Origin of the sequence: Proteus vulgaris, from assembly GCF_016239305.1 — a bacterium.
Lineage (GTDB): Bacteria > Pseudomonadota > Gammaproteobacteria > Enterobacterales > Enterobacteriaceae > Proteus > Proteus vulgaris_C.
In genome coordinates this window covers 1-1,907 of sequence record NZ_JAEHOQ010000055.1, presented here as the reverse complement: position 1 = coordinate 1,907, position 1,907 = coordinate 1, and the positions used below count along the sequence as shown (strand labels likewise).

General features: G+C 32.6%; 3 protein-coding genes. All 3 read left to right on the top strand.

Features of this window, described 5'->3' with window-relative positions; all coding sequences use genetic code 11:
- A partial coding sequence (locus tag JEP40_RS18915; protein ID WP_198624804.1) for a DUF2345 domain-containing protein occupies positions 1 to 675 on the top strand: 675 nt, incomplete at its 5' end.
- A complete protein-coding gene (locus tag JEP40_RS18910; protein ID WP_198624803.1) occupies positions 668 to 1,450 on the top strand; it encodes a DUF4123 domain-containing protein in 783 nt (260 codons plus the stop codon). The genes JEP40_RS18915 and JEP40_RS18910, both read left to right, overlap by 8 nt.
- A gap of 48 nt (positions 1,451 to 1,498) precedes the next feature.
- Positions 1,499 to 1,756: a PAAR domain-containing protein gene (locus JEP40_RS18905; protein ID WP_198624802.1), complete on the top strand. Its 258-nt coding sequence runs from the start codon at positions 1,499 to 1,501 to the stop codon at positions 1,754 to 1,756.
- The last annotated feature ends 151 nt before the right edge of the window (positions 1,757 to 1,907 follow it).

Below are 1,907 nucleotides of genomic sequence, written 5' to 3'. Positions count from 1 at the left end.
GGTGAAGTTCTAGCGATGGATCCTGCAATATCTTTAATTAAAGGTGCAATAAGCCAGCTAGGTGATTGCAGAGAAATCACACAAGCCCACCACAATCTTCAACCAGAAAAAGAAGGATTAGATAATCTTTTAAAAAATACCGATAAACTAACTTCACCTTCTATTTTAATGCATGCACCAGAAGGAATAGGTATTGTTACCAATGAAACACTACTTATGCAAAGTGTTGAAGCACTCTATGCTCAAACGAAAGGTGAAATGCACTTATCGAGTACACAAAAAATAGCAGTAAATGCATATCAGCAAATCTCGATGTTGTCTCAAAAAGAAGGTGTACGCATTGTCTCTGGAAAAGGACCTTTTGAATTAGAATCACATGGCGATATCTTCGAAGCAACGGCACTTAAAGATATTACGGTGCAATCAACTCAAGGTCATATCCAATTAACTGCTAAAAATGGAATTACTTTAGGCTGTGGCGGTGGATATATTAAAATAATGCCTGATGGCCAAATTGAAATTCACACACCAAGCCGTTTAAGTCTAAAAGGACAACATATTTGGAGTGAACCCGCGAGTGAAGATTTCCCATTACCAGACCTTCCTCAATCTGTTTGTAAAGAGTGTTTAAAGAAAGCACAAGAAAATGCTATGGGAGTCGCTATCCGTGAATAATACATTACAATCCCCATCAAAAGAAATAACGGATCAATGGATAAAACAATTAAAATTGATCTCAGAAAAAACACATCTAGATTATCTCGATATTGTTATTGACCAAGCTGGGTTAGAAAACCCCATCGTTCCAGCGTTAATCAAAATGGATAATGATATTAGATGGTGTTCTCTTTTCACCAATATGCCAGAAGAAGGTTTTTTAGAACAAGCCCCTTTACTTATTCGTATTGATTGGAATAAAAGTACACATGTAATCTTATTAGAAGAGTTATTTGAATTACTTTATTCAGAGCCTCGATTATTAATAACATCATCCCCTCTTCCATTTAATATGTTATCTACATTTTTACTTTCTCTTGCAGAAATTGAATGGGGATTTAAATCTTGCTTACTTCGTTTTTATGATACACGGGTATTTCCAACACTAGTAAAAGATATTCTTACACCTGAACAAAAAAAAAGATTCACTGATATTACTTTTATTTGGGGGTGGTTGGATAGAGACAATGATATGAGTTGGTTATTAGGAAATTATCATCCAGAAATTGAAGATGAATCTTTTCCAATAATGCAATTTAACGATGAACAAATTAATAAAATTGGCTGTATAAGTGATGCAGAGGAATTAAGGTCATATTCAGAGTTTAATAACACATCAATAACTCAAGAAGAAAATTTCAATCATTTATATACCCTTGCTATTCAAGCCAATAATAGTGACCATTTAGGCACAGTAGAAGAGTATATTCGTAAATACTATTCTAATAATTAACTTAATCAGATTACTATTTTTTAAATTCACACTTAAAAAGAATATAAAATGAAAAAAATAATTAGAGTTGGAGATACTTTAAATCCTTATGGTGGACAAGTGATCACAGGGAGTTATTTAGCGTATGGAAAATCTGTTGCTTGTGTTGATGATAAGGTTATTTGTAATAAGCATGGTGAAAATAAAATTATTGAAGGGGCAAGAAATTCAATAATAAATAAAAGAGCAATTGCATTAGAAGGGCATCATTGTGCTTGTGGTTGTACTTTAGTAAGTTCACTTTCTAATATAAGTATCAAATCATAAATTAATTATTTATATGTCATTCTTATTTTATAAAAATAAAGTAGATAAAATGATTAAATTAAAAATAATATTATTAGTTCTCGCCTCTTCTCTATTACTTTCCGGTTGTGCCAATGCGGGCTCTTGGGGTGCAAAACCGGAAAACGCCATC